Annotated in this window: 30 protein-coding genes; 18 read left to right on the top strand and 12 right to left on the bottom strand. The window is 64.7% G+C overall.

Annotated elements, in window-relative coordinates; genetic code table 11:
* Window positions 1-4 precede the first annotated feature (4 nt).
* From NUV79_RS05815 to NUV79_RS05855, 9 genes are all read left to right on the top strand, one after another.
* A complete protein-coding gene (locus tag NUV79_RS05815) occupies window positions 5-2,269 on the top strand; it encodes a tape measure protein (RefSeq protein WP_257732119.1) in 2,265 nt (754 codons plus the stop codon).
* On the top strand, window positions 2,269-2,625 hold the full coding sequence (locus NUV79_RS05820) for a phage tail protein (RefSeq protein WP_257732120.1): 357 nt from the start codon (window positions 2,269-2,271) through the stop codon (window positions 2,623-2,625). The genes NUV79_RS05815 and NUV79_RS05820 overlap by 1 nt, the downstream gene beginning before the upstream one ends.
* Window positions 2,626-3,161: 536 nt before the next feature.
* Window positions 3,162-3,596, top strand: coding sequence for a hypothetical protein (locus NUV79_RS05825; RefSeq protein WP_257732121.1), 435 nt, complete (start codon window positions 3,162-3,164; stop codon window positions 3,594-3,596).
* 65 nt (window positions 3,597-3,661) lie between these two features.
* A complete protein-coding gene (locus NUV79_RS05830; RefSeq protein ID WP_257732122.1) occupies window positions 3,662-4,126 on the top strand; it encodes a hypothetical protein in 465 nt (154 codons plus the stop codon).
* A gap of 282 nt (window positions 4,127-4,408) precedes the next feature.
* The gene (locus NUV79_RS05835) at window positions 4,409-4,618 is read left to right on the top strand and encodes a hypothetical protein (RefSeq protein WP_257732123.1); all 210 of its coding nucleotides are present in this window, start codon (window positions 4,409-4,411) and stop codon (window positions 4,616-4,618) included.
* A 56-nt stretch (window positions 4,619-4,674) separates the two neighbouring features.
* The gene (locus tag NUV79_RS05840; RefSeq protein ID WP_257732124.1) at window positions 4,675-5,220 is read left to right on the top strand and encodes a hypothetical protein; all 546 of its coding nucleotides are present in this window, start codon (window positions 4,675-4,677) and stop codon (window positions 5,218-5,220) included.
* An 83-nt stretch (window positions 5,221-5,303) separates the two neighbouring features.
* Window positions 5,304-5,597, top strand: coding sequence for a hypothetical protein (locus NUV79_RS05845; protein ID WP_257732125.1), 294 nt, complete (start codon window positions 5,304-5,306; stop codon window positions 5,595-5,597).
* A gap of 17 nt (window positions 5,598-5,614) precedes the next feature.
* The gene (locus NUV79_RS05850; RefSeq protein WP_257732126.1) at window positions 5,615-5,824 is read left to right on the top strand and encodes a hypothetical protein; all 210 of its coding nucleotides are present in this window, start codon (window positions 5,615-5,617) and stop codon (window positions 5,822-5,824) included.
* Window positions 5,825-5,826: 2 nt separating this feature from the next.
* Complete coding sequence (locus NUV79_RS05855; RefSeq protein WP_257732127.1) at window positions 5,827-6,084, top strand: hypothetical protein; 258 nt, start codon at window positions 5,827-5,829, stop codon at window positions 6,082-6,084.
* A 66-nt stretch (window positions 6,085-6,150) separates the two neighbouring features.
* Here the strand turns inward: NUV79_RS05855 and NUV79_RS05860 are convergent, their stop codons facing one another.
* Window positions 6,151-6,417 carry a hypothetical protein gene (locus NUV79_RS05860; protein WP_257732128.1) on the bottom strand — a complete coding sequence of 89 codons (267 nt, stop codon included), beginning with the start codon at window positions 6,415-6,417 and terminating at the stop codon, window positions 6,151-6,153.
* Between the two features lie 203 nt (window positions 6,418-6,620).
* Between NUV79_RS05860 and NUV79_RS05865 the strand changes: the two genes are divergently transcribed.
* Window positions 6,621-6,917: a hypothetical protein gene (locus NUV79_RS05865; RefSeq protein ID WP_257732129.1), complete on the top strand. Its 297-nt coding sequence runs from the start codon at window positions 6,621-6,623 to the stop codon at window positions 6,915-6,917.
* A 72-nt stretch (window positions 6,918-6,989) separates the two neighbouring features.
* On the opposite strand, the gene NUV79_RS05870 is transcribed toward NUV79_RS05865, so the two are convergent.
* The 4 genes from NUV79_RS05870 to NUV79_RS05885 all read right to left on the bottom strand — a co-directional run bounded on the left by NUV79_RS05870 (window position 6,990) and on the right by NUV79_RS05885 (window position 8,580).
* On the bottom strand, window positions 6,990-7,388 hold the full coding sequence (locus tag NUV79_RS05870) for a hypothetical protein (RefSeq protein WP_308218166.1): 399 nt from the start codon (window positions 7,386-7,388) through the stop codon (window positions 6,990-6,992).
* Between the two features lie 8 nt (window positions 7,389-7,396).
* Entirely contained in the window at window positions 7,397-7,633 is a 237-nt protein-coding gene (locus NUV79_RS05875) for a hypothetical protein (protein ID WP_257732130.1), read from the bottom strand.
* Window positions 7,633-7,857 carry a hypothetical protein gene (locus NUV79_RS05880; protein ID WP_257732131.1) on the bottom strand — a complete coding sequence of 75 codons (225 nt, stop codon included), beginning with the start codon at window positions 7,855-7,857 and terminating at the stop codon, window positions 7,633-7,635. The genes NUV79_RS05875 and NUV79_RS05880 overlap by 1 nt, the downstream gene beginning before the upstream one ends.
* Before the next feature lie 237 nt (window positions 7,858-8,094).
* Window positions 8,095-8,580, bottom strand: coding sequence for a DUF3617 domain-containing protein (locus NUV79_RS05885; protein ID WP_257732132.1), 486 nt, complete (start codon window positions 8,578-8,580; stop codon window positions 8,095-8,097).
* A gap of 176 nt (window positions 8,581-8,756) precedes the next feature.
* Here NUV79_RS05885 and NUV79_RS05890 point away from each other — a divergent pair, with 176 nt between their 5' ends.
* From NUV79_RS05890 to NUV79_RS05905, 4 genes are all read left to right on the top strand, one after another.
* Window positions 8,757-9,047: a hypothetical protein gene (locus NUV79_RS05890; protein WP_257732133.1), complete on the top strand. Its 291-nt coding sequence runs from the start codon at window positions 8,757-8,759 to the stop codon at window positions 9,045-9,047.
* Window positions 9,048-9,173: 126 nt separating this feature from the next.
* Window positions 9,174-9,596, top strand: a complete 423-nt coding sequence (locus NUV79_RS05895; protein WP_257732134.1) for a hypothetical protein — start codon at window positions 9,174-9,176, stop codon at window positions 9,594-9,596.
* A gap of 76 nt (window positions 9,597-9,672) precedes the next feature.
* Complete coding sequence (locus NUV79_RS05900; RefSeq protein ID WP_257732135.1) at window positions 9,673-10,656, top strand: MBL fold metallo-hydrolase; 984 nt, start codon at window positions 9,673-9,675, stop codon at window positions 10,654-10,656.
* A gap of 152 nt (window positions 10,657-10,808) precedes the next feature.
* Window positions 10,809-11,582: an NAD kinase gene (locus tag NUV79_RS05905; RefSeq protein WP_257732136.1), complete on the top strand. Its 774-nt coding sequence runs from the start codon at window positions 10,809-10,811 to the stop codon at window positions 11,580-11,582.
* Window positions 11,583-11,588: 6 nt separating this feature from the next.
* Here the strand turns inward: NUV79_RS05905 and NUV79_RS05910 are convergent, their stop codons facing one another.
* Both NUV79_RS05910 and NUV79_RS05915 read right to left on the bottom strand, forming a co-directional pair.
* Window positions 11,589-12,803: a DUF2336 domain-containing protein gene (locus tag NUV79_RS05910; protein ID WP_257732137.1), complete on the bottom strand. Its 1,215-nt coding sequence runs from the start codon at window positions 12,801-12,803 to the stop codon at window positions 11,589-11,591.
* A complete protein-coding gene (locus tag NUV79_RS05915; RefSeq protein ID WP_257732138.1) occupies window positions 12,800-13,876 on the bottom strand; it encodes a transglycosylase SLT domain-containing protein in 1,077 nt (358 codons plus the stop codon). The genes NUV79_RS05910 and NUV79_RS05915 overlap by 4 nt, the downstream gene beginning before the upstream one ends.
* Before the next feature lie 188 nt (window positions 13,877-14,064).
* Between NUV79_RS05915 and NUV79_RS05920 the strand changes: the two genes are divergently transcribed.
* Genes NUV79_RS05920 through NUV79_RS05930 form a run of 3 tightly spaced genes read left to right on the top strand, consistent with a single transcriptional unit; the run spans window position 14,065 to window position 15,672 of the window.
* Window positions 14,065-14,562, top strand: a complete 498-nt coding sequence (locus NUV79_RS05920) for a MaoC family dehydratase (RefSeq protein WP_257732139.1) — start codon at window positions 14,065-14,067, stop codon at window positions 14,560-14,562.
* Window positions 14,563-14,564: 2 nt separating this feature from the next.
* Window positions 14,565-15,443: an HpcH/HpaI aldolase/citrate lyase family protein gene (locus NUV79_RS05925; protein ID WP_257732140.1), complete on the top strand. Its 879-nt coding sequence runs from the start codon at window positions 14,565-14,567 to the stop codon at window positions 15,441-15,443.
* A gap of 19 nt (window positions 15,444-15,462) precedes the next feature.
* The gene (locus NUV79_RS05930) at window positions 15,463-15,672 is read left to right on the top strand and encodes a heavy-metal-associated domain-containing protein (protein WP_257732141.1); all 210 of its coding nucleotides are present in this window, start codon (window positions 15,463-15,465) and stop codon (window positions 15,670-15,672) included.
* Window positions 15,673-15,768: 96 nt separating this feature from the next.
* Here NUV79_RS05930 and NUV79_RS05935 read toward each other — a convergent pair whose 3' ends face one another.
* From NUV79_RS05935 to NUV79_RS05945, 3 genes are all read right to left on the bottom strand, one after another.
* Window positions 15,769-16,371: an SRPBCC family protein gene (locus NUV79_RS05935; RefSeq protein ID WP_257732142.1), complete on the bottom strand. Its 603-nt coding sequence runs from the start codon at window positions 16,369-16,371 to the stop codon at window positions 15,769-15,771.
* An 89-nt stretch (window positions 16,372-16,460) separates the two neighbouring features.
* On the bottom strand, window positions 16,461-17,066 hold the full coding sequence (locus tag NUV79_RS05940; protein ID WP_257732143.1) for a flavin reductase family protein: 606 nt from the start codon (window positions 17,064-17,066) through the stop codon (window positions 16,461-16,463).
* A gap of 4 nt (window positions 17,067-17,070) precedes the next feature.
* Entirely contained in the window at window positions 17,071-17,640 is a 570-nt protein-coding gene (locus tag NUV79_RS05945) for a nitroreductase family protein (RefSeq protein ID WP_257732144.1), read from the bottom strand.
* A 102-nt stretch (window positions 17,641-17,742) separates the two neighbouring features.
* Here NUV79_RS05945 and NUV79_RS05950 point away from each other — a divergent pair, with 102 nt between their 5' ends.
* Window positions 17,743-18,660: a collagen binding domain-containing protein gene (locus NUV79_RS05950; RefSeq protein ID WP_257732145.1), complete on the top strand. Its 918-nt coding sequence runs from the start codon at window positions 17,743-17,745 to the stop codon at window positions 18,658-18,660.
* 26 nt (window positions 18,661-18,686) lie between these two features.
* Here the strand turns inward: NUV79_RS05950 and NUV79_RS05955 are convergent, their stop codons facing one another.
* Together NUV79_RS05955 and NUV79_RS05960 are read right to left on the bottom strand one after the other, a co-directional pair.
* Entirely contained in the window at window positions 18,687-19,526 is an 840-nt protein-coding gene (locus NUV79_RS05955) for an SGNH/GDSL hydrolase family protein (protein WP_257732146.1), read from the bottom strand.
* On the bottom strand, window positions 19,433-20,659 hold the full coding sequence (locus NUV79_RS05960; RefSeq protein ID WP_257732147.1) for an OpgC family protein: 1,227 nt from the start codon (window positions 20,657-20,659) through the stop codon (window positions 19,433-19,435). Before NUV79_RS05960 ends, NUV79_RS05955 begins: the two co-directional genes overlap by 94 nt.
* Between the last annotated feature and the right edge of the window lie 164 nt (window positions 20,660-20,823).

Consider the following 20,823-nt stretch of genomic DNA (forward strand, 5'->3'; position numbering starts at 1 on the left):
AGACATGGCCGAATCCGCCGAACAGCTTGTCGTCGCCCTTGAGGCCCGCATGCGGGAGTTCGAGAAGAACTTTCAGCGCGCCAAGAACGCGAGCAATGACAACTGGCGCCAGATCGAGAGCCGTGCCCGCAGGGGAGCCCGAAATCTTGAGCAGTCCATGGGCGGCGCCACGACCGCCATGGCGCGCCAGCTTGAGAACTTCGGCAACGCTGCCGCCGGAAAGCTCAAGGGCGCTTTCGCCGCCATCGCAACCGGCGTGGTGCTCAACGGAATTCGGAAGACGGCGGACGAATACACCAAGGTCATGAACAGCCTGAAGGTGGCCGGCGTGAAGGACGCCGACCTGTCCGGCACCTTCGATAAGCTGTTTGCCAGCGCCCAGCGCAACTATGCACCGCTTGATGCCCTCGCGACGCTCTATGGGCGCGTCTCGGCCGCCCAGACCACGCTGAAGGCGTCCAGCGCTGACGTGATGCGCGTCACCGACATCACCGCGCAGGCCCTTCGTGTATCCGGCACGTCCGCGAGCGAGGCACAGGGCGCGCTCTTGCAGTTGGGCCAGGCATTGGCCGGCGGGAAGATTCAGGCCGAGGAATACAACAGCCTGCTCGACGGCATGCGCCCGCTTTTGGAGGCCGCTGCCGCCGGCATGCTTGAAGCGGGTGGCGATGTTGCGAAGCTCACTGCGCTGGTGAAGGACGGTAAGGTTTCGAGCGAGGCGTTCTTCCGCGCCATCCTCGCCGGCTCCCCCATCCTTGAAGAGAAGCTTGCCGGCGCGACGACGACGAGTGAGCAGGCGTTCCAGCGGCTTCAGAACGAGCTTACGAAGGCCGTTGGCGAGTTCGACCGGATGGTCGGCGTCACCCCGGCCGTTGTCTCTGGCATGGAATCGGTCGCGAACAGCATTGGCCCCATCGGCGCGGCCGCCGCTGACGCCACGGTGAAGGTGCAGGGCCTTTTGAAGGCCCTTGGCGATGTCATGGCCGCGTCGGGGAAGGCGATCTCTGGCGCGCTCGAATCCGCGCAGGCCGATACCGCGCGGACGCAGCGGACCATTCTCGAGGCGAAGCTTCGTGGCGCCATCGGCCCGGAGCGTGCTGGTATTGAGGCCCAGCTTCGTGCGCTGGACGCTGGCCCGCAGAATCCTTCGGCGAAGGCGGCGCGCGCCGCCGCCGAACGCGAGCGTCATATTCAGGCTGGCCGCGATGCCGGCGACTTCGGGAACATCGGAACCGGCATCGGCATGCCGAATGCCCCATTGCCGCCTAGCCGCCCGGCTGGCGTCGGCGGCAACGGCGTTAAGCCGATCAGCTTGAAGGACTACGCTGTCCCCGGCGAGGAAGGTAAGGGCGGCGGTGGTGGCGGTGGCTCCGGTGCTGAGAAGCAGAGCCGCTTTGACCGCGACCTTGAAGCTATCCAGCGCCGCACCGAGGCCCTGCGCCTTGAGGCCCAGATGGTCGGCAAGGGCCGCGAGGAAGTGGAGCGGTCGAAGATCGCCCTTCAGCTTGAGCAGGCCGCGAAGCGCGATGGCCTCACCGTCACCGACGAAATGCGTTCGAAGATCGAGCAGGCCGCACAGGGCTATGCTGCCGCGAAGATGAAGGTCGAAGACCTGAAGGAGGCGATGGATGGCGTTCGCGACGCGCAGAAGTTCTTTGCGCAGGAGGTGACTGACGGCTTCGTGGATATGATCGTGGAGGGCAAGAGCGCGACCGAGGTTGTGCAGCAGCTTGGCAAGGCGCTGTTGAAGGCTGCCCTTCAGGCCATGCTCATGGGCAGCGGCCCGCTCGCCGGGCTGTTCGGAACGAAGGGCGCTGACGGCGCGGTCGGCGGCTTGTTCGGCTTCCTGCCGAAGCTCTTCGGCTTCGCAGATGGCGGCTACACTGGCCACGGCGGGAAGTATCAGCCGGCCGGCATCGTCCACCGTGGCGAGTTCGTTATGTCCAAGGCCGCGACCAGCCGCATCGGCGTCCAGAACCTTGAGGCCATGCACCGGGGAGCGCTGCGCGGCTTCGCGGATGGTGGCTATGTCGGCAGCGCGCCGGCCATTCGCCAGCCGGAACTTGCAGGCGCCAATGCCGCGCCGGTGCAGGCCATCAGCATCTCCGCGCCGATCACCGTCAACGGTTCTTCCGGGACCCCGGAGCAGAATGACGATTTGGCCAAGCGAATGCAGCGAAGCCTTGAGGTGACGATGCGATCGGTGGTGGCCGATGAGATGCGGAAGCAGACCCGGCCGGGGAACTTCGCGAACACGAGGAACCGCTGATGCCCCTGCCGACCTTCACGCCGCCTATCGGCCCGACGCCGGGCACCGCGCATAAGCCGAAGGTGAACCTGCTCAAGGCCGAGTTCGGCGACGGCTATTCGCAGCCGACGCCGAAGGGGATCAACCACATTCGCCGGACGTGCAGCCTGAAGTGGGATGCGCTCACGCTCGAACAGATGCAGGAGCTTGCCGCGTTCTTCGAGCGGATGGGCGGAAGCCAGCCGTTCTATTACCAGCCGCACGGCGCACGCTCGCCGGTGAGGTGGACTTGCGAGGACTGGTCGCATCCGCAGGCGCAGGACGGTGTTTGGACCTTCACGGCGGAGCTGGTGCAGAGCTTCAGCAACGCCGCGTAGCCGATTGCCTCATGCTGACTCAGGGAAGGCCCAGGACTGGCGTTCGTGCGCGAGCAGGTGGCGGAGGGGCGGCCAGAGGCTGGCGCCGGCTGGTGACTCTCTAAACGCTTCCCGGCGGAGCGGTCCCGTTCGGCCATGAGATCGGTGACGGCCGGGAGCGGAGCGACCGGGCCGGCGCCCTCTCTATCCGAGGACGGGATAGCTGGTGCCGGGCACCCTACGCCTTCGGCTACCGGAGGAGTTCCTGCGGATAGGAGAGGGATGAACTTTCCGGACGCGCCAGCGTCCGGGCAAGGCCGAAGGCCGCGCAGGCGAGCGCCGTAGGCGCGAGTAGTCGGGGCAAGAGCGAGAAATGTCCTCCCCCATTTTTCGTAGGTTATCTCTTCTTCAAATACAGACATACATATACATAAGGGAAAATGGGGGAGGACATCTCGGTAGCGGTTTGCTGTGGAAATTAGGGGAGGAGATAGGAACGCAGTCCTTGATTGCAAGCGTATACTAGTATACGCTTAATCATCGTCACAGGAGTTTCCATGTCCCCCGCTTCCGTTATGCTGCGCCTTCCGCCTCGCCGGCTCGACCAGTTGAAGACTCTCTCGGCTGTGCTCAATCTGAGTCTCGCTGACACCATCGGCCACATGCTCCGCAAGGAGATCGCCGCAGGTGTTATCCCGGCCATCATCCCCGGCATTGTTGTGCAGCGCGCAGGAGACAAGGTGTCTGTTGCGATCGATGACCATCCGGCCACGCTCTACAGCCTCGAAAGCGCGCGCGAGTTCGCTGAGACGATCAGGGCCGTTGTGGACGGCACCGCCAGTCCTGACACGATCAAGGTTGGTGCTTGGTTCCGGGTCCAGCGCGTCGGCATTGGCTTCAAGATCCACCTGCGAATGGGCGGGCCGGAAGTCACCCTTTCTGGCGATCTCGCGCGTGATCTTGCCGACCTGATCGAGAAGGCAGCGATCTAAAAAGAAACGGCCCAGGCGTTGGCGCGCCTAGACCGTTCAGAACTGATTGATAGCGAGAAAATTCTATGGATACCGACGACGAAAGTCAATCGAACGGTGCATCCACGCGCCCACTTACTTCGCTTGAGTTGGAGGCGCTGGCCGCGCTCGACGCACTAGACCTCACTGTTCCGGCCTCGGAGGACATAACGCCAGCAGCGCCCAGCCCCGCCCCGGCAGCGCCGGCTCTGGGCCGGTTCCGCAAGGCGATTAGTCAGGCGAAGGCCAAGCTCGCGAACGACCGAGATTCGAAGCTGGAGGTTAAGCGCAAGGCTGACAGGGACGCCTATGCCGCGCTCATCATGGAGACAGAGAAGCGCACCGTTCGCAGCCATCAACCGTTGACCCCCGAACGTAAGAGGGAAAAGGAGCGCGCGAAGTATCACGCGAAGCCGACCAGCGAGCAGAGCCAGAAGCGGAAGGAGCGGCGCCATCGCGCCAAGGAGCGCAAGGAGGATACTTCGCTGCCCGAGGGCTTCGGAAAGTTTTGACGATCACCAGCAGTCGCACCGGCGACTGCGCTATAACGTAATCGCCAGCCTCTTAGCGGCGGCTGGTGCTCCGCCAAGACAGATTGCCGGCCCTCACCGGCAATGGCGGATTGAACCCCTCGCGACCGGCAAGCCGCGAGGGGTTTTTCGTGGCAAGAAAAGTAAGTAAGCACTTACTTAAGCTGTTGTTTTTATTTGCTAATTTGTCTACGTCGCTATTGCGACATGGTTCCGGCCGTGCGAGTCTTTGGCTGCCAAATCACTGGCGCCAGAGACAAGCCTATGAGCCCGATCAATCACGCTTCCTACCTCGCCGACCAGACGCACCGGACGTTGGTCGACCGCCTTGCTATGGCGCACGTCGACCCCGGTTACGATCTCCGCAGCACCATCATCGAGATTTTGGGCGACGCCGATATCTGGCCGATCATGTGCCTTGAGGACCGGCTGGAGGAGCGCCAGCGGCGCCGGGCTCGCGGGCTGGAAGTTTGATCTTGACATTTTCTTACTGTTTTGGCATAAGAACAAACAGTAAGGAGATTGACGCGATGGCGAAGACCAATGCCGAGCACCAGCGAGAATGGCGCCGTAGGCGTCGGGAGGCGAAGGAGGAGGCGCTGAAGACCGAGGAGGCTGGCGCACTTACCGATGTATTCTGCGCCCCGTTCTTCGAGGCACCCGCGCTGACGGCCAACTGGTCGGACATCGAGTTGGAATTAGACGCTGCCGGATTGGACGCTCGCCCATTCGACGATGACCGAGGCCCTTCCTCCGCCACTGGCATCATTGAGGACACCCATGAGGCGGAACGGCTAGGCCCGGCTTACGCGGGCAGCCCCCATAATTCGCTCAGTCGGGCAGAAGTCATGATCGGCGGCCTTATCAGCGCCGCCGCGCAATTGGCCGCTGTTGTCAATGACTACAAGCAGACCGAGATCAAGGCCCGGATAGCCGAAATCGAGCAGTCCGACCTTTCGGACCCCGAGACGAAGCGCAGGGCGCTGGCCGACATTGTGCGGCTTCAGAAGATGCTGGACCAGCTTTCCAAGCAGGTCCGCTGGGCCTTCCCGCAGTGGAAGGTAACGGGCGTTTGAGCCCTTAGCAGCGACCGGCCCGACTCCGCGTCGAAACTTTGTCAGGCCGGCCATCCGTAACCATCGCAAGAAAAGGAAAAGCGATGACCACTGAAAATAACACGCCGATGGCCAAGCCGTCGAGCGACCGGACGTGCACGCGCATGAGCCGCAGGCAGTTTAACAGCTTTCTCTATGATCTTTACGGATGCAAGGGGAAGAATGACGTGGCCGCCGATGCGGTTTACGAGGCCGAGGATTTCTATGTGGAAGTTTTCACGGCTTCTCCTGCGGGCCTTATGATCGCCGTTCACCACGGCTTTAGGGGGTTCAACTATCAGATTGTCGATGTGATGCGCCCTGCCACGGACGTGGCCGTTGAGAAGGTGGCCGCGTGATGTGGGTGCAGAAGAACATGGACCTGTCCCCGCGCGAGAACGTGCTGGACTACATCCACAGTCGCCTGAATGAGGCTGTGACCCACACCGGTCCCGGCGTCTTCGATTCGTGGCAGGTAGCGATGGAAGTTCTTCAGTTCGTGGAGGAACGCGCCAAGGCCCGTAAGCCTGACGGCGAGCTTGCCTTCGTGAATCCTGACTTCCCTATTCAGATGCTGGAACCGTGAGGATGGCGCTCAATCCCATCCTCCGCCAGATCGTAGCGCGTGCTGCCGATAGAGGCAGGCGCATTATGGTGCGGCGAGATGTGGCTCGCGAGCTGATGATCGATGCGATCGCGGAGGAGATTTACTCCGTTACGCCGGACGACGCGGACCTCGACGTGCTCGCGCTGGCCGACACCATCGTGGACCGCTTGGAGGCGATGGGCGTCGAGCTTCTCAAGCCTCGCCTCAGTGTTCGGGCGGCGACGCAGCGCGCGGCCTGAAGCCCAGGGCGAATTACGACATGAGGCCCGCCGGTGCAGATCGGCGGGCCTTTGCTTGTCAGATTGCTATTCGCTTTCCACTACGCGGCAGCTATCGCCTTTGTTGGCTCGGCAGAAGCCGAGGGCAGCCTTGCGCGCTTCGGCGACGTTCGCCTTGCCATATGCATAGCCGCACGCTTTGGTCGTGCCCTTGGCGAAGGCCTTTGGGGCTTTAGATGCCGCGAAAGTTTCGTAGTGCTTTTGGCAGCCTGCTCCCATGCCGGCCGGCATGGCCATCGCCGGCGCCGCAATCAGTAAAAGCGCAAGCGCGGTCGCCGTTCCCAATAGTTTCATAGTAGATACCCCAGCCATAGCCAGCGCCAGTGCCGGCGCACAGCATCACCTTACGGCAGCCGGAATCAGGTTGTCGAGATAGCGTTACGGCTCATCGCCTGAATCCTAGCGTGATTTACGACATGAGGTCCGCCACGTCGGCGGGCCTTTGCTTGTCGCGCTAAGCCGCAACCGGCATAGTAGGTCAAGCAGGGGGAAGCTACATGAAGTTCGACTACACCGTTACCGCGCGTTGGATGCGCCAGAGATTCGTCCGCCATGCTTGGACGACATCACAGCAAAAGTGGACGACATCGTGCGCCATTGGCGGGCTTGTCCTCGCGACGATGGTCACTCCCGGCTTTGGGATCGCCGTCTTCGGAACCGCGTTTGCGGGTTGGTGGGTGGCCGTAATCCTCATTACGATCTTCAGCGGCCTATTCGGCAGGCACCTCAGCCTTTCCCGTTCACACTCAAAGCTGGTGAAGCAAGTAGAGGCCGACCGCTTGCGGGCTGAGTAGCCTTGCTACCTCACTACAAGGCCCAGCGGTGCATGTCGTCAGGCCTTGTAGCATTGAGGCAGATTTACCGCCTCAACATTTCTTTGCCAGCCGAGCATTCTCAATTACGAGAAGCTTCCCCTTCGAAACGGCGACATTTCCTTCCTGATCACCTCCAAACGCTGAAGATGTTGGAACGCCGATCAGAAAGACACCCACTGCATCGCCTGTCGCAGTGCTATTTTGAGCAGCCGACAACGCAGCGAATCGCGCGTTCTCATTGTTAAGTTCATCGTTCAACCGACTGCATGACATAGCCATATATGCATCTGAAGGAATCGTGGCTGGTGCAATAGCGTCAGGTCGCTTGGCGCAAGCCGATACGAGCATCGACAGGCCAACAAGGCCAAAAGAATACATTACGTGCATTTGTCGCCCCTTTAGATCGCTGAGGCTATCGCGAACGAGTTCAGCGACTCGTTTCTCAGCCATAGCGATTCTTATTCAAGCCCACCTTCACCATAGCGACGCTCAAAGCCGCTGCCATCCCTCTCGCCGTTCAGGACGCGCGTCATCAACTGTAACGAGTGGTTCAGCGGATCAAGCGCGAGGTAGACGCTGCTCGCGATAGGAACCTCTGCTGCCCACCTCCGCACCTTCCATTCGAAGTCCTTCGCCTCGCGCTGCATCTCTTCGATTTTACCGAGATGCAGGGAGCGCTTCGACCTCTGGACCATCACTGATCCTCCCCGACGACGCGAGGCGCCCTAGCGCCCTCTGAGAACACGCCACGGACGAAGCCGCGCGAGACTGCCTTGTCGGCATCGGCAAGCAGCACATGGAAATCGTGCAGGAGCGCCCGCAGCGCCGCGCGCTCGCTGCCGTGCTCTTCAACCAACTCGATCAGCTCCCATTCAAGGGCGTCCTTGTCGTCGTCAATCTCGGCCGGCTGCGCTGACATGACTTCTGTCCTCGTTATGAGAACAAAATAGGAACAAAAGCCGAGTGGGAGTCAAGCCTTGCCGTTGTCTTGCACAGCTAAAAGTGACCCAGCAGGCGCCCCACCCCAACGCCCCAAAATACCTCATAAGATATTGATTTAATTACGATATTCGGAGTTCGATCCTCTCCGCCGGCACCATGTCCCTTCTCGCGTTTTGCGATCTCCTGCCCGCCACGGATGGCTTGTCCAGCGGGCTTACGGCGCGGGCTTCGGCGACGGCATCGAGATCACCTTGCCGTCGGGCATGATGATGTCGCCCGGCTTATGGCCGGGCGCGCATTCGCCGACACGCGTGGCCTCGACGACGAGCTTGCGCTCCACCGGGCCGGACTGGCCGGGCATGCCGCTGATCTTCGTCGTGCCTTCGGTCCGGACCGATGTCTGGAAATCGCCGGTGATGACACTGTTGCCGGAAGCCTTGATCTGGCCAACCGCGCATTCCGTCTCGACGGCGTATCCGGTGGCCGTCTTGGTCACCAGCATCTTGGAGCAGGCACCGGCAGCAAGGCCTCCAACGATCGACTGGTCGGTTCCCGGGCCGACGCATTGCCTGGCGATAGTCTCGCCCTCGTTGCCCTTCGATTTCGTTTCCCAGAGCCCGGGCTTGCGCTGGGGCAGCTGCTGCGCCGCGGCGGGCAACGCAGCGAGGGCGCCGAGCGCGGCGATCAACGCGAGTTTCATGGCGGTGCTTTCCCCTGTGAATCGGCAAGTGCCGAGACAAGACGGGCGCCAAGGCCAGAATGAGGCAGTGGCCATGCGGGCCTGGGGCGATGGAACGCCCCTTGACAGATAGGCCGTGCGGGGAACGTTTGGCGGACCAGGCGGTCATCCGGCTGGTCAAGCTTCGGGAGGCTTCGATGAAAGCCATTGTCCTCACGCTCGCCCTTGTCCTCACAGTCGGAAGCGCCGTTGCGCAAACGCGGCCCTCGACCGTCTCGCGCCCCTGCACGGCGAGCCAACGCGACGTCCAGGCGAATGGCGCTATCGTGCTGGGTACGGGCGGCTTCACCTATGACCGCTTCGTGCGGGACCGTAGCTTCTGCGAATTCGACGAGGGGCTCGAGGCCGCCTTCGTGCCGAGCCGCGACAACCCGACCTGCTTCATCGGCTATCGCTGCAAGACGCAGTCTCGCTGGATGAACGACTAAGCCCGCGGCCATTCTGACCGCCTGAGCATTCCGAGGCTGGCCGGCAGACGCGATCATGGGTTAGATGGCGGGATCGCGGTGCCCACTTGCGGCCCACCGCCCTGATCGATCTTTGCACGGACCGGAATGGACGACCGGACACAACTTCTCGCGCTGGCGGCCCGCTGCGAGGCTTCCAGCAAGCCCGACCGCGAGCTCGACGCCGATATCTACGAGGCGCTCGGCTTCGTCGTCAGGCGCAAGCCGGCGCAGCTGGTCAACCGGCGCACGCCGGCCGGCGGCATCTATCAGCACGGCTCGTTCTGGAAGACGCTGGGAACCGTCAGCGCCGATATCGACATCGCCGTCTCGCTGCTGCGGCAGAAGGCGCCCGGCTGGAGCTGGAGCCTGCAATGCCTTGCGAACGAGGAGACGCTCGCCTTCCAGGCGCTCGTCGCCGATTGCTCCGGCCAGGGCGTCATGGGCTCGCTCGCACTTTGCGCCGCAATGCTGCGCGCGCTGGCACGGCGAGATCCGGCCACTCCGGAATCGGGCCTCACGGAAACTTGACCTTCCGGCAAGCCCTTGCGGTTGAAAGCAGGATGGCCGCCGCTAGTCTGCCTGCGACCCGAGGGGAGACCAGATCATGCAGGATACAGATTTCTCGCGCCGCGCCGCCCTTGTCGGCGCCGGCGCGCTCGTTGCAGCCGCGACACTCGATCTGCCCGGCATCAGCCCGGCCCAGGCACAAGGAGTTCCCGTGAACCAGGCTCCCGGCTTCTATCGCTACAAGATCGGCGACATCACGCTCACCGCGATCAATGACGGTTTCGGCAGGCGCCCGCTCGAAGGCTTCGTCCGCAATGCCGAGCTCGCCGACGTCAAGAAAGCGATGGAGCAGGCCTTCCTGCCGCAGGATGCGCTCAGCATCACCTTCACCACGCTGGCGATCCAGCATGGCGGCAAGCTGACCCTGATCGATACCGGCAACGGCGATTCGGGCGCGCCGACCTCCGGCACCTGGATGGCGAATTTCAAGGCCGCAGGCCTCGACCCGAAGGACGTCTCCAGCGTCGTCTTCAGCCATTTCCACGGCGACCACATCAACGGCTTCCGCCTGAAGGACGGCACGGCCGTGTTCCCCAATGCCGAGGTCATGGTGCCGGCCGCCGAATGGGCCTTCTGGATGGACGATGCGAAGATGAATGCCGCGCCGGATGCCATGAAGGGGGCCTTCGCCGGCGTGCGCCGTGTCTTCGGCCCCGTCGCCAAGGATGTGAAGCAGTTCGAGCCCGGCAAGGAGCTCCTGCCCGGCCTGACCCCGGTCGCGGCACCCGGCCATACGCCCGGCCACACGGTGTTCGCGCTGAGCTCGGGCAACGGCAAGCTGATGATCATGTCCGACACGACTAACCACCCGGCCCTGTTCGTGCGCAATCCCGACTGGTCGGCGGTGTTCGACATGGATGGCCCGCAGGCGGCGGCAACGCGGCGCAAGCTCCTCGACATGGTCTCGGCCGAGCGCATGCAGGTCGCCTTCTATCACGCCCCCTTCCCCGCGACCGGGCATATCGCCAAGGACGGCAACGGCTTCGCGATGGTGCCCGTGCAGTGGAGCACTGCTCTCTAAGGGGCGTCGGTTTCTCAGTTCACATCGAGGCCGGGCGAAAGCCCGGCCTTTTTCGTTGCCGGGACTTTGTTGCCGCCATGGCCTCGCGGCCTGACGCCCGAACGTGTTAAGCCTGCCTCGATACCGCAGGGCCTGCCGTTTCAGGACACGCTATGACCGAACGATTCGGCGCGATCTCCTTCGTCGCCAGCGAAACCCCTGAGGCGCAGGCGGCGCTCGACAAGCTCGTCGAGCGCTACGGCAATGCCGATCCGGCCAAAGCCGATGTCGTGGTCGCGCTCGGCGGCGACGGGCTGATGCTGCAGACGCTCCACCGCTTCCTCGGCACGGGCAAGCCGATCTACGGCATGAACCGCGGCTCTGTCGGCTTCCTGATGAACGAGTTCAAGGAACGCGGCCTGACCAAAAGGCTGGACGCCGCCCAGCGCAGCATCGTGCATCCCTTGTCGATGCAGGCGACGGACTGCAACGGCGCGACCGTGCAGGCCAAGGCGATCAACGAGGTCTCGCTGCTGCGCCGCTCCTATCAGGCGGCGAAGCTGCGCATCTCGGTCGATGGCCAGGTGCGCCTGTCCGAGCTGATCGCCGACGGCCTGCTGCTGGCGACCCCCGCCGGCTCGACCGCCTATAATCTCTCGGCCAACGGCCCGATCCTGCCGCTCGACGCGCCGTTGCTGGCCTTGACGCCGATCTCGGCCTTCCGGCCGCGACGCTGGCGCGGCGCCCTGCTGCCGGACCATGCCAAGGTCTTCATCGAGGTGCTTGAAGCCGAGAAGCGCCCCGTCAGCGCCGTCGCCGATCACACGCAGATCGACGAGGTCAGCTCGGTCTCGATCGAGATCGACCGGAGCGTCGACCTCGTCATGATGCACGATCCCGGCCACAGCCTGGACGAACGCATCCTGCGGGAGCAGTTCGGGTACTGAGCCTCTTCAGGCGGCGTCGCGCAGGTCGCTTTCCGCGAGCTCGATCAGGAAGGACGGATCAGCCTCGACGAGGAGGGCAAGCGCCGCATCGTCCGCCAGCGAATCCGCCAGACCGCGCGCCTCTTCGCGGGCAGCTTCCGCATCGAGGCGGCGCAGCAAGGCCATCAGCGCTCCCGCTTCAGGTCCTTCCGCCCCCTCGCAGGCGATCAGCACCGTGCGCAGCAGATCGCGGTCCATGCCGGGACGGACCGGCGGCCGATCGAAACCGCGCGCATTGAGCGCCATGATCGCAGCCGAGAAGGCCGGCTCCAGCGAGGCCGGCAAGCCCGCCTTGCGGCAAAGCGCCTTGAGCCCGGCACCGCGCCTGTCGCGCAGCAGGGCCGCGACGCGCTCCTCGGGCAGGCCGGACAGGGCGACGAAAGCCGCCTCCGCCAGCGCCGGCTCGCCGCTGAGCAGCGAGCGCAACATCAGCCCCGGCGTCAGCCGCCCGGTGACCCTGAGCACCTCGACGATCGCCGGCGCATCGCTGGCTTCGCCGCCGGCCGCGAGCGCAACGGCAACCCGCTCGGTCGATTCACGCGCCAGTCGCGCGCTCCGCTCAGCCGTCAGCCAGCCGCAGCCGGTGACGAAACTCGCCAGCGTGTCGGAAACCCTGGCCGCGATCGTCTGCCGCAGGCCGCCCGGCAGGTCGACACGCTCGAGCAGTGCCTCGCGGAGCGCGCCGCTATCGCCATGGCGCTCGATCATGCGCTCCAGAGAGAAATCGGGGATCTCGGCGGTGCGATTGCCCGCGAGCGTGACGAGTGCCTCCTCGCAGCCGACTTCGGCCAGCGCTGCGCAGACGCCGACCGGCAGGCAGCGGCGCATGGCGATGGCCTTCTGGGCGAGCGTGTCGCCGACAGCGGCGGCATCGACGAGGTCAGCCTCGGTCAGCACCGGCGAATGCGCCAGGACCAGCGCCGCGACATCGCTTTGCTCGGCGATCAGGCCGAGCGCGAGATTGCGCGGCGTGCGCATCGAAGGCGCCATTTCCTCGGCGATCGCGCGCCGCACCAGTGGTGAAGGATCGTCGATCAGCGCGATCAGCGCCGTCTCGGCCTCATGGCGGTCCTCGTCGGACATGCCGGAGCGCAGATAGGCGCCGGCCAGCGCCGCGGCCCCGCTGGCGCGCGCCTCGGCCGGCGCGGTCCGGGCCCACAAAAGGAAGCGTCGAACGATCATGTTCCGCTCCGCTGGATCATGAAGGAAGACAGGTCGAGCGGCCCGCTGCGACGCTTGCCAGCCGGCTGCGCGGCAGCAACATCGGGCTGGGACAGATCATTCGGGCGCGACGGCGGCAGCGGCGCGTTGACCGCCTTGGCCGGAGCACTGACGACCGATCCGGTCGCCGCGGGGCTCGCATCGGACAGCGCGCCTTCGCTCTGGCCGGGCCGCGGGAAGTAGCGTTCGCCGCCTTCGAGCGAGGCCATGCGCGTGCCATTGCGAGGCGGCGTCGTCCAGAGATTGGCGACGGCCTTCGAGACCGGATCGCGGGAACCGCCGGTCGAGAACAGGCCGACGAGCCCCTTGGCGCGCTCGGGCCGCAGCGCCGCCGCGATCTCAGCGACCGGGATATCGCCCTGCGCCGCTTGCGCGTTCGGCGTCACCTTGGCGGCGACCTGCGTGCTGGCATGGCTGGCCGCCAGCACGCCATAGACCTCCTGCACGCTGCGCGCGCGGCCGGCCTTGTCGTAGAAGATCGAGCGATTGGCGGCGGCGGCCTCCGGGAAATCCCGCGCCGCGACACGGCCCGGATCGTTGGCCGTCGCACGGATCAGGTCGGAGGCGCCGCGCGCGCCGAGCACATGTGCCATATAGAGCTCGCCGGCCTGCGGCTGGCGGCCGAGGCTGGAAGCGAGCTGGTCGCGATTCTTCTGGGTCAATGCACCGGCCATCACGGCCGCGACCTGCGGATCATTGCGCAGCTGGAGAATCTTCTCGCGCGCCGCCGGATCGGAGACGCTGAGGCGCCCGCCGCTCTCCGTGATGGCGTCGGCATATTGCGAGAGCCCCTGCTTCGGCCCCTCCTGCTTGACCATGGATAGCCAGGTCTGCTCGATGAACTGGAAGAGCCCGGTGGCGCTCGACGTGCCCGCCTTGGCCGTCGGCTCCAGCGCCGATTCCCGCTGCGCCGTCTTGAGCAGATAGTCGAACCCCACCCCCGTCCGCTCCGCGCCCTGACGAATGGCGCTGACGACCGGGTTCGCTGGCTGCGTTTCGCGGCTCTGGCTCTGCGGCGTGGTGAAGAGGAACATCGAGACCTTCAGCGGCGGCCCGCGCGCATTGCGAGGGCACCCTCCAAAATTGCTCCATTATGGTAAGCGAACCGTTAAGATCGCCCATGCGCCGGGGCTCCAGCGCTTTCCGCTTCCCTCCCGGCGGAGGTCCCTCTACGACTTCTGGTTCCGGCTCAGCAGCCGGCATGAAGAAGGCGGAGGCGTCTATGGCGGATGTGGTGCGTCACAAGCGTGGCGGGATCTATTTCGAGGATTTTCAGGTCGGCGCGGTCATCGAGCACGGCCTGACCCGCACCGTCACGCAGATGGACAACATGCTGTTCTCCAACATGACGCTGAACCCGCAACCCCTTCATATCGACGCGCATTTCTGCGCGACCGAGACCGAATGGGGCAAGCCGCTGATGAACTCGCTGTTCACGCTCGGCCTGATGATCGGCATCTCCGTCAACGACACCACGGTCGGCACCACCATCGGCAATCTCGGCATGACCGACGTGCTCTTCCCCGCCCCGCTCTTCGAAGGCGACACGATCAACTGCACCACCGAGATCGCCGCCAAGCGCGAGTCGCGCTCGCGGCCCGAGGCCGGCATCGTCGAGTTCGTGCACAAGGCCTACAAGCAGGACGGCACGCTGGTCGCCCAGTGCCGCCGGCAGGCCTTCATGCGCAAGCGCCCGGCCCCCGAGACGGTCGCGGTCTGATCATGCGTTCGCTCCTGTTCGTGCCGGGCGACAGCCCGAAGAAGCAGCAGAAGGGCCTGGATTGCGGCACTGACGCGCTGATCCTCGACATCGAGGATTCCGTCGCGCTCGACAGCAAGCCGCAAGCGCGCGAGATCACCCGCGCCTTCCTCGAAGCGACCCGCCCCCTGCCGAAACGCCCCTTGCTGATCGTCCGCATCAACGGCCTGGCAACCGGCATGAGCGACGCTGATCTCGACGCGATCATGCCGGGCAGCCCGGACGCGATCATGCTGCCGAAATCAGAGGGCGGCACCGATGTCGGCCATCTCGCTGCCAAGATCGCGGTGCGCGAGGCCGAGGCCGACCTGCCGGACGGCACGACGCGCATCCTCCCGATCGGCACCGAAACCGGCAAGGCCATCTTCGGGCTCGGCAGCTATAGCCGCTCCTCGCATCGCCTGATGGCGCTGACCTGGGGAGCAGAGGACCTCTCGGCCGATCTCGGCGCCGAGACCAACCGGCTGGAAGACGGCTCCTATACCGATCCCTATCGCCTCGCCCGCGCGCTGACTCTGTTCGCGGCGACTGCGGCGCAGGTCGACGCGATCGACACCGTCTTCACCAATTTCCGCGACGATGCCGGCTTCCGGGCCGAATGCCTTGCCTCGCGCCGCGACGGCTTCACCGGCAAGATGGCGATCCACCCGGCGCAGGTCCCGATCATCAACGAGATCTTCGCGCCCTCGCCGGCGGCACTCGCCAAGGCCGAGCAGATCATCGCGCTGTTCGAGGCCAATCCGAGTGCCGGCGTCATCGGGCTCGATGGCGAGATGCTGGATCGCCCCCATCTGATCAAGGCGCAGCGGCTCGTCGCGCGAGCTCGCAAACTGGCTGAATGAACCGCCGGAGGCGATTCGAATGACTCAGGTTTTCGAGGTTTCAGGCATGCATTGCGGCGGCTGCGCCTCGCGTGTCCAGCGCGCCGCGACGGCGCTCGCTCCCGGCGCGACGGTGACGCTCGATCCACCACGCCTGACCTTGCCGGAGGGCGCCAAGCTTGATGCCGAGGCAATCAACAAGGCACTGGCGGAGTTCGGCGACTATCGCGCCAAGCCGCTGGCGAGTTGACGCCAACCGGGCCGAGGCGCCTCCCCCACGAAAGCATCGTCCAAGCGAATGCCACCGATGCGCAGCCACTTCGCGAAATACGACGGCGCCTGTCCGTCAAAGTGACAGTGCGGCCTTGAATTTGGCCGAGCAGTTCGCGGCTGTCCGGCCGCGTAGGGCCAGAATCAACGGAACGGATTCGCGCCACTTCGCCAGCGGCATGGTGGACGCCTCCGTTTCCGCACAGGACTGGATCATCACGACTTCTTGCGTCTTGATGTTCGTGACGTTCATCCCGACGGTGTAGGTCAGCTGGAAATGGTCCCCCATCGCGGGCGTCAGGCTCCCGCCGCCGGCAACCAGGACTTTGTAGAAATTCTGCGCCGATGCGTCAGGGCGGCGGAATTTCTTCTGAAGACCATCTGCGATCGGCTGGGTTACGTTTGCGATATTGGGAATCTCGGGCTCGGCCGATGCCGCAACGATGGCCGCCCCGATCAGAACTCCGGCAATACCGCCTTGGCCGTTCATGATCGCGGTGCCCGCAGTTTGCCCTCGGGTGACGACATTCACAGCGTTGCGGCTGGTATTGGCCTCAACCTCCACCGAGCCTTTCGACAACATGTCGGCGACCTCGATGGACGAGTAGCGCGGTACGCAAGCGCCAAGGCTCGACACGAAAAAAGCCGCCAGCGCGGCGGCTCGGAAAGATGAATGCATTCGGCCCGTCCCCTATCCCAAGGCATGTCGCATGCCGCGGATTATCGAGTCGAGGCGATCCCTGCGCAGGCGATGTGCAAATGCACAGCTTATCCGCCGGCCGGGCGGGTGATCGAGAACAGGCTCGTCACCTCGGCATAGTCGGCATAGCCGCAGCGCGCGATCGGGTTAGCACCGGCGGTGTCGAAGCGCCCGTCCTTGACATAGGCATCGTCGATGAAGATGCCGACGACCTGCCCCAGCACCATCCAGCGCGGCACGGCCTGCCCGTCGACATCGTGCAATTGCTGGACAGAGAGCAGCTTGCATTCGAGCGCGGCCGGCGTACCGGCGACGCGCGGCGGCTTGACGAAGCGCGACGGCGCCATTTCCAGCCCGGCATGGGCGTATTCACTCTCGCCGCGCGGCAGCGGCGCCGAGGTCAGGTTCATCGGATGTGCCAGCGCCTTGGTGACCAGCGAGCAGGTGAACTCGCCGGTCTCCTCGACGAAGGCGACGGCGTCCTTCTTGTTCTCCGAGGAGAACATCACGATGTTCGGCCGCGACGAGATCGCGTTGAAGAAGCTGTAGGGCGAGAGGTTGACCTCGCCCTTGGCGCTCAGCGCCGTGATCCAGCCGATCGGCCGCGGTGCGACGATCGCCTTGAACGGGTCATGCGCGAAGCCGAGATCTTCTTTCGTGGCCGAGTAGATCATCGCGTCAGGTCCCGTAATAGCTGACGATATCGGCCATCACCGGCCGGTCGCGATCGGTGATCGGCGCTGTCGGCGTGCCCAGGTGCACGAAGCCGGCCATCCGCTCGTCCTCGGCCAACCCGAAGGCGCTCAGCACCTGCCGGTCAAAGGAGAACCAGTTGGTCAGCCAGGAGCCGGCATAGCCCATGGCATAGGCGGCAACGAGCATGTTCATGCAGACCGCGCCGGCCGAAAGCTCCTGCTCCCAGAGCGGGATCTTGGCATGCTCGCGCGCCCGCGAGACCACGGCGACGATGACCGGAGCATGCAGCAGGCGCTTGCGCTCGAACTCGACCTGATCCTCGCTCGCCTGCGGGTTCTTCTCGCGATAGATGCGCGCAACGATCTCCGCCGCCTCCTCGCGGGCCGCGCCCTTGAAGACGATGAAGCGCCAGGGCGCGAGCTTGCCATGATCGGGCACGCGCGCGGCAATGGCGAGCAATTCGTCGAGCTGGGCACCATCGGGACCGGGCGCCGTGAGGAACTGCGGCGGCACGGAGCGACGCAGCTTGAGCAGAGAGAGCGTATCGGTCATGAAACATCCTGACTATGGCTTGGGAATTGACCTATTCCTTCGCCATGATGAGGACAAGCGGAGCTGCTCATCATCGCCGCAGAGCCGCCGAGGACGAAAAGCATGTTTCAATTGGAGGGCTTTAAAGCTCGCCGCCTTGTCGGGGTCGCCTTCGCCATGGCCGTCCTGCTTGGGTCGAACCTCGCCGGCGCCCAGACTGTCGATCCCGGCCCCGGCGCGGACACGCCATCTCCTGCGCCCCTGCAAGGCCAGCCTGTCGCACCGAACGGATTGGCGCGCCTGTCCGTCTCCGCCCAGTTCGCCGCCGACCGCAAGCCGATCCGCTCCGGGTTGAACTGGCGGGTTCTCAGCGAAGGCAGTGACGGCGCCTCGTCGCGGATCGTCGCGCGCTCCTCCGAGCCGGAGCCGGCCTTCTCGCTGCCGCCCGGCAACTACGTCATCCATGCCGGCTACGGTTTCGCCAGCGGCACCAAGCGCGTCAGCCTCGGCCAGCAGGGCCTGCGCGATCAGGTCCAGATCAGCGCCGGCGCGCTCTCGCTGGCCGGCTCGATCGGCGATGCCCCGATCCCGGCTCCGCTGCTCTCCTTCTCGGTCTTCGTACCTCTGCAGGGCAATTCGGAAGGCCGCCTGATCACCAGTGGCGCCAAGGCGGGCGAGGTCATCCGCCTGCCCGAGGGCACCTATCACGTCGTCTCGACCTACGGCGATTCCAACGCGATCCAGCGCGCCGACGTGAAGGTCGAGACCGGCAAGGTCACCGACGCGACGCTGCATCACCGCGCCGCCAAGGTCACATTGAAGCTTGTCGCCAATACGGGTGGCGAAGCCTTCGCCGGCACCGCCTTCAGCGTGCTGACGCCGGGTGGCGACGTCATTCGCGAAGCGATCGGCGCCTTCCCGCAGGTCATCCTGGCGGAAGGCGACTATGTCCTGATCGCCCGGCAGGAGGGGCAGGTCTATTCCCGCGACTTCAAGGTCGAGTCGGGCAGCGATCGCGATATCGAGGTTTTGGCGAAGTAAGCCGGAGCAGGTCTAAGGCGCTCGCCTCAGTTCGTCGGCTTTCCGCCCCCGGCTGCCTCGATCCTGACCGGCCCGATCCCCGTAGCGATGCCGTCGGCCAGCCGTAGTGCGAGGCAGCGATAGCCGGCATCAACCAGATGCAGCCCGTCCATGCCGACGAGTTCCTCCGGTGTGAACTGGCGCGAATTCGACCAGCCCTTCATCATCGCATAGCGCGGGAACAGCGAGATGCCCTGGTCCTGCGCCGTCTTCGTCAGCACGGCGCGGTAGTCGTCGTAGTGGGGATAGCGCCCTTCGCGCGGCAGCCAGGGCAGGTCCATCAGGATCATCTCGATCCCGGCCGCGCGAGCCTTGCCCACGCCCTTGCGCAGGATCTTGCCGAGCTTGTCCTCGCCGATATCGCGGATCGCATCGTTGATGACGGTCTGCCAGATCACGATCGCCGGCTTCTCGTCGATGACGTCGGTCTGCATGCGCAAGAGCATGTCATAGGCCGACTGGCCACCGACGCCCTTGTTGACGACCCTGACCTCGGCCCCCGGCAGACGCCGGCGCAGCTCCGCCTGGAGCACGGCAGGATAGCTCTTGTCGTCGGCGCTGGCACCGGAGCCGGCCGTAGCCGAGGAGCCCAACGCGATGATGGTCAGGCGGCCGGTTTCCTGCAGCGCCTTGCGCGCGGCCGGCAGACTCGGCTGGAAGGCGGTCTTGGCAGCTTCCGCACGGCAGCGCACATCGAGCGGCGGCGGCAGCGGCGCCGCGCTCGATCCGGAATTCAGCGCGAGGAAAAGGAAGGCCGCGGCGACGGCGCGCCACGGGCCTGGGTAGACTCGGCGCCTGCGCCGCGTTTCGTGATCGAACGGTACCACGACAGGAAAATCCCTAACCCTGTCAGAATTGTAGCGCCACCGGCGCATATCAGCAACTGAACGCCCAGATCGAAGGATGTTTCCGCCAGCACGATCTGCCCGATGATCGAGAGCACGACACCCGCGCAGAAGACATGCAGAGAGTTCTGCCCGGCATTGGCGAGCATGCGGCCGGGTGCGGCCTTCGCCAACCCCATGCCCGACGGCAGCCAGCGGATCGCCAGCCAGGCCAGCGCGCCGATATGCAGGATGCGCGTCCAGGCGAGATTGGTCTTGTCCGAGCCGAGCTGCACCGAGTCGAACCAGTCGTTCAGCGCGGCGATGCCGGTCGGATTGCCGCTCGACGTCTTCACCGCCCAGGCGAAGACGATAAACGTCACCGCTGCGACATCGAGCCAGATCAGGCGCGGCGCGCGGATGCCGAGCTGCGCCGCCCGCCCGATGATGATGCCGAGCGTGAACACGACCTGCCAAGCGAAGGGGTTGAAGAACCACACGCCCGCGCTGCCATTGGGCAGGTTGAGCTCGAAGGCGAGCGCCGCCTGCCAAATCACAAGCGAGCAGGCGAGCGTCAGCAGCGGGCTCAGCCGCGCCGCGTAGTAAATCACCGGGAACAGCGCCAGCAGCACGATGTAAAGCGGCAGGATATCGAGATAGGACGGCTGATAGGTCAGCGTCAGCGCGCCGATCAGCGCCTCGACCGTGTCGCGGAAGAAGGGCTGGATATTGATCGCCTCGATATAGAGCGGGTTCTGCGTCCGCGTCACCGCCGTGGCGACGACGCCGCAGACGATGATGAACACCGCGAGATGGGCGATGTAGAGCGTCCAGAGCCGGGCGCCGAGCTTTAGCCCGGCGACCGCGAAGCCGCGCTGCTCGATCAGCCCACCATAGGCCAGCGTCGCCGAGACGCCGGCGAGCAGCACGAAGATGTCGGCTGCATCCGAGAAGCCGAAATTATGCGGCATATAGGCCGAGACGACGTTTCCCGGCATGTGATTGATAAAGATGATCAGCAAAGCGAGCCCGCGGATCACGTCGATCCGTGCATCCCGCCCCGGCGCGGCCAGCACCGCGTCCACGGCCGGTCGGCCGAGAAGCAGGAAGCGCCTGAAGGAAGAATGGGAGGACACGGGACGCAAGTCCTTCAGCAGGCCGGAAAATCCAGGGTCGAAACGCCGGCGGCCGATGCATGTTCCCGGCTCGCCGCTCTCAAGATGAACGTTCGTTGTCGAACCTGTTCATCTGCCGTTCATATAACTCCTGAGGATTCGCGTCACGCGGCGTGTTGTCACAA

It is taken from the genome of Allobosea sp. 47.2.35 (assembly GCF_024655635.1).
Lineage (GTDB): Bacteria > Pseudomonadota > Alphaproteobacteria > Rhizobiales > Beijerinckiaceae > Allobosea.

Excerpts from the sequence above, each read along its gene's own strand:
- NUV79_RS05845 (WP_257732125.1), top strand. The coding sequence starts at position 5,304 with ATGACCACTGAAAATAACACGCCGATGGCCAAGCCGTCGAGCGACCGG.
- NUV79_RS05875 (WP_257732130.1), bottom strand. The coding sequence starts at position 7,633 with ATGGTCCAGAGGTCGAAGCGCTCCCTGCATCTCGGTAAAATCGAAGAG.
- NUV79_RS05835 (WP_257732123.1), top strand. The coding sequence starts at position 4,409 with ATGAGCCCGATCAATCACGCTTCCTACCTCGCCGACCAGACGCACCGG.
- NUV79_RS05950 (WP_257732145.1), top strand. The coding sequence starts at position 17,743 with ATGTTTCAATTGGAGGGCTTTAAAGCTCGCCGCCTTGTCGGGGTCGCC.
- NUV79_RS05860 (WP_257732128.1), bottom strand. The coding sequence starts at position 6,417 with ATGAAACTATTGGGAACGGCGACCGCGCTTGCGCTTTTACTGATTGCG.
- NUV79_RS05890 (WP_257732133.1), top strand. The coding sequence starts at position 8,757 with ATGAAAGCCATTGTCCTCACGCTCGCCCTTGTCCTCACAGTCGGAAGC.
- NUV79_RS05820 (WP_257732120.1), top strand. The coding sequence starts at position 2,269 with ATGCCCCTGCCGACCTTCACGCCGCCTATCGGCCCGACGCCGGGCACC.
- NUV79_RS05885 (WP_257732132.1), bottom strand. The coding sequence starts at position 8,580 with ATGAAACTCGCGTTGATCGCCGCGCTCGGCGCCCTCGCTGCGTTGCCC.
- NUV79_RS05910 (WP_257732137.1), bottom strand. The coding sequence starts at position 12,803 with ATGATCGTTCGACGCTTCCTTTTGTGGGCCCGGACCGCGCCGGCCGAG.
- NUV79_RS05895 (WP_257732134.1), top strand. The coding sequence starts at position 9,174 with ATGGACGACCGGACACAACTTCTCGCGCTGGCGGCCCGCTGCGAGGCT.
- NUV79_RS05920 (WP_257732139.1), top strand. The coding sequence starts at position 14,065 with ATGGCGGATGTGGTGCGTCACAAGCGTGGCGGGATCTATTTCGAGGAT.
- NUV79_RS05855 (WP_257732127.1), top strand. The coding sequence starts at position 5,827 with ATGGCGCTCAATCCCATCCTCCGCCAGATCGTAGCGCGTGCTGCCGAT.
- NUV79_RS05815 (WP_257732119.1), top strand. The coding sequence starts at position 5 with ATGGCCGAATCCGCCGAACAGCTTGTCGTCGCCCTTGAGGCCCGCATG.
- NUV79_RS05930 (WP_257732141.1), top strand. The coding sequence starts at position 15,463 with ATGACTCAGGTTTTCGAGGTTTCAGGCATGCATTGCGGCGGCTGCGCC.
- NUV79_RS05905 (WP_257732136.1), top strand. The coding sequence starts at position 10,809 with ATGACCGAACGATTCGGCGCGATCTCCTTCGTCGCCAGCGAAACCCCT.
- NUV79_RS05915 (WP_257732138.1), bottom strand. The coding sequence starts at position 13,876 with ATGTTCCTCTTCACCACGCCGCAGAGCCAGAGCCGCGAAACGCAGCCA.
- NUV79_RS05900 (WP_257732135.1), top strand. The coding sequence starts at position 9,673 with ATGCAGGATACAGATTTCTCGCGCCGCGCCGCCCTTGTCGGCGCCGGC.
- NUV79_RS05840 (WP_257732124.1), top strand. The coding sequence starts at position 4,675 with ATGGCGAAGACCAATGCCGAGCACCAGCGAGAATGGCGCCGTAGGCGT.
- NUV79_RS05945 (WP_257732144.1), bottom strand. The coding sequence starts at position 17,640 with ATGACCGATACGCTCTCTCTGCTCAAGCTGCGTCGCTCCGTGCCGCCG.
- NUV79_RS05870 (WP_308218166.1), bottom strand. The coding sequence starts at position 7,388 with ATGGCTGAGAAACGAGTCGCTGAACTCGTTCGCGATAGCCTCAGCGAT.
- NUV79_RS05830 (WP_257732122.1), top strand. The coding sequence starts at position 3,662 with ATGGATACCGACGACGAAAGTCAATCGAACGGTGCATCCACGCGCCCA.
- NUV79_RS05925 (WP_257732140.1), top strand. The coding sequence starts at position 14,565 with ATGCGTTCGCTCCTGTTCGTGCCGGGCGACAGCCCGAAGAAGCAGCAG.
- NUV79_RS05825 (WP_257732121.1), top strand. The coding sequence starts at position 3,162 with ATGTCCCCCGCTTCCGTTATGCTGCGCCTTCCGCCTCGCCGGCTCGAC.
- NUV79_RS05850 (WP_257732126.1), top strand. The coding sequence starts at position 5,615 with ATGGACCTGTCCCCGCGCGAGAACGTGCTGGACTACATCCACAGTCGC.
- NUV79_RS05935 (WP_257732142.1), bottom strand. The coding sequence starts at position 16,371 with ATGCATTCATCTTTCCGAGCCGCCGCGCTGGCGGCTTTTTTCGTGTCG.
- NUV79_RS05880 (WP_257732131.1), bottom strand. The coding sequence starts at position 7,857 with ATGTCAGCGCAGCCGGCCGAGATTGACGACGACAAGGACGCCCTTGAA.
- NUV79_RS05865 (WP_257732129.1), top strand. The coding sequence starts at position 6,621 with ATGAAGTTCGACTACACCGTTACCGCGCGTTGGATGCGCCAGAGATTC.
- NUV79_RS05940 (WP_257732143.1), bottom strand. The coding sequence starts at position 17,066 with ATGATCTACTCGGCCACGAAAGAAGATCTCGGCTTCGCGCATGACCCG.